Origin of the sequence: Streptomyces sp. GC420, assembly GCF_009916105.1 — a bacterium.
Classification (GTDB): Bacteria; Actinomycetota; Actinomycetes; order Streptomycetales; family Streptomycetaceae; genus Streptomyces.
Genome location: NZ_JAAAXQ010000605.1, coordinates 1 through 3,021, shown reverse-complemented (window position 1 = coordinate 3,021; position 3,021 = coordinate 1). Strand labels below are relative to the sequence as shown.

The 3,021-nt window shown below is 76.4% G+C and carries 1 protein-coding gene; it reads left to right on the top strand.

The genetic code is table 11. The features are described 5' to 3' along the window. Positions 1-3,021 (top strand): acyltransferase domain-containing protein (locus GUY61_RS36775; RefSeq protein WP_243767007.1); only part of this gene is annotated, 3,021 nt, incomplete at both ends.

The window sequence follows — 3,021 nt, the reverse complement described above, 5'->3', positions numbered from 1 at the left end:
CCGCATCCGCCCCCGCATCCGACCCCGCGCCCGCTCCTGCCCCTGCTCCCGCTCCCTGGATCATCTCCGCCCGCGGCCCCGAGGCCCTGCGCGCCCAGGCCGCACGCCTGCGGGACCACCTCACCGCCCACCCCGAGGCGGACATCGCGGACGTCGGCTGGTCCCTCGCCACCACCCGGACCGCCCTGCCCGAGCGGGCCGTACTGACGGGCGACACCGCCCCGGACCTCCTGGCCGCACTCGACGCACTGGCCCGGGGCGAGACACCGGCCGGGGTGATCACCGGCAGCGCCGCGAGTGCGGGCCGGACCGCGTTCCTGTTCACGGGGCAGGGCGCACAGCGCCTGGGGATGGGCCGCGAACTCCACGCGTCCTCGCCGGTGTTCGCCGCCGCCTTCGACGAGGTGGCCGCCGCCGTCGATCCGTATCTGGAGCGGCCGCTGCGCGAGGTGGTGTTCGCGTCCGGGGACACCCCCGCGGGAGAGCTGCTGCACCGGACGGCGTACACCCAGCCCGCCCTGTTCGCCGTCGAGACCGCCCTGTTCCGGCTCGCCGAACACCACGGAATGGTGCCGGACCTGCTGGCCGGCCACTCGATCGGCGAAGTCGCCGCCGCCCATGCGGCCGGTGTGCTGACCCTGTCCGACGCCGCCCGGCTGGTAGCCGCCCGGGGCCGGCTGATGCAGTCCGCGCGCGCGGGCGGGGCCATGGTCGCGATCGAGGCGGAGGAGGCCGAACTCGCCGCCGACCTCGCCGGGCTGGACGGCCGTCTCGCCCTCGCCGCCGTCAACGCCCCGGCGTCCGTCGTGGTCTCGGGGGACGAGGACGCCGCCGAGGATCTCGCCGGACGCTGGCGCGCAAAGGGCCGCAGGACCCGAAGGCTCCAGGTCAGTCACGCCTTCCACTCCCCGCACATGGACGACGTCCTGGACGAGTTCCTCACGGTCGCCCGGAGCCTGACCTACCACGAGCCGCGCATCCCGATCGTCTCGACCGTCACGGGTGAACTCGCCACCGCGGAAGAACTCACCTCGCCCGGCTACTGGGCCGAGCAGATCCGCAAGCCGGTCCGCTTCCTCGACGCGGTCCGCACCCTCGCGCGGCAGGGCGCCACCGTCTTCGTGGAGGCGGGCCCCGAAGCCGTACTGGCCTCCCTCGCCCGCACGGCACTCGGCGACACCGCGACGGCCGTACCGCTGATGCGCGCGGGCCACCCCGAGACCGCCACCCTCACCACCGGGCTCGCCCTCGCCTGGGCGCACGGGGCGCCCCTGGACGGCGCCGCCTTCCACCCCGGCGGACGGCGCGTGGACCTGCCGACGTATGCCTTCCAGCGCGCGCACTACTGGCTCGCGCCGGACGGCCCCTCCGACGCCCGCGGCCTCGGCCTCGACCCGGCCGGGCACCCGCTGCTGCACACCGCGCTGGACGTGGCCGGGCGCGACGACCTGCTCCTCACCGGCAGGCTCTCCACCGGCCTGCACCCCTGGCTCGCCGACCACGCGATCGGCGGCACCGTCCTGGTGCCCGCCACCGCCTTCCTCGAACTGGCCCTTGCCGCGGGCAGCCGCGCCGGAGCCGCCCGGGTCGACGAACTGACCCTCGAGGCGCCCCTGGTCCTGCCCGAGCACACGCCCGTGCGCGTCCAAGTCGCCGTCGGCGCTCCCGAGCCGTCGGGCGGGCGCCGTTTCACGATCCACGCCCGCCCCGACACCGGTTCGGACGGGCCGGAACCGTGGACCCGGCACGCCTCCGGGTTCCTCGGCGGCACTCCGGCCACCACCGGCACCGCCCCCGAGCCGCCGCGCGTATGGCCGCCCGCGAACGCCGTGGCCCAGCCCCTGGACGGGGTCTACGACCGCCTGGCCGAGCTGGGCTACGGATACGGCCCGGTGTTCCGGGGCCTGACCGCACTGTGGCGGCAGGGCGACGAGCTGTACGCCGAGGTCTCCCTGCCCGCGGACCAGCACGCGGCCGCGGACCGCTTCGGCCTGCACCCCGCGCTCTTCGACGCGCTGCTGCACCCGCTGGTGCTGCACGCCGCCGAAACCGCGGCGGAAGGCGCGGCCGCCGACGCGATCCGCCTGCCGTTCGCCTGGGCCGGCACGACGCTGCACGCGACCGGCGCCACCACGCTCCGCGTGCGCATCACGCCGGTCGGGGCCGACAGCTACGCCCTCACCGCCGTCGACCCCGCCGGGGAGCCCGTGGTCTCCCTGGAGACGCTCTCCGTACGGCCCATCGCCCGCGACCGGCTCGTCTCCGCCGCGTCCCGCGGGCCGAAGGCCCTCTACGACGTCGAGTGGACGCCCCTGGCCGTGCCCGAGGCCGCCGCCCTCCGCATCGCCGAGGCGACGGGCGCCGGACTGCCCGACGACGACGGGCTGGACGCCGTGGTGGTGCGGGCCGAACTGCTGCATGCCGGGTCCGAGCCGTCCGGGTCCGGGCACGGGGCCGTGGCGGACCCGGGCGATCAGGCCGCCGCCGCACGACGGACCGCCACGGCCTTCCTCGGTCTCGTCCAGCGCTTCCTCGCCGAGCCCCGCTTCGACGGCTCCCGTCTGCTCGTCGTCACCCGGGGAGCGGTCGCCGCGGAGCCCGGCGAGGACGTCACCTCCCTGCCCGTCGCTCCCGTGTGGGGCCTGGCGCGCACCGTGCAGTCGGAGCACCCGAACCGGATCGTCCTGCTCGACACCGACACCGACACCGACACCGACACCGACACCGGCACCGGCACCGACACCGGCACCGACACCGGCACCGACACCGGCACCGACGGTCTCACCGGACCGGGCGGGGGCGACCGGTGGCTGCTCGCCGCGCTGGGCGCGGGCGAGCCCCAACTCGCCCTGCGAGCGGGAGCCTTCCGCGTACCCCGGCTCGTCACGGCCAAGGCCCCGGCCCCGGCCCCCGCGGGCAAGGACGCGCCCGGCCCGTTCGCGGACGGTGCGGTGTTGATCACGGGTGGTACGGGGGGTCTGGGTGCTCTGTTTGCCCGGCATCTGGTGGTGGAGCACGGGG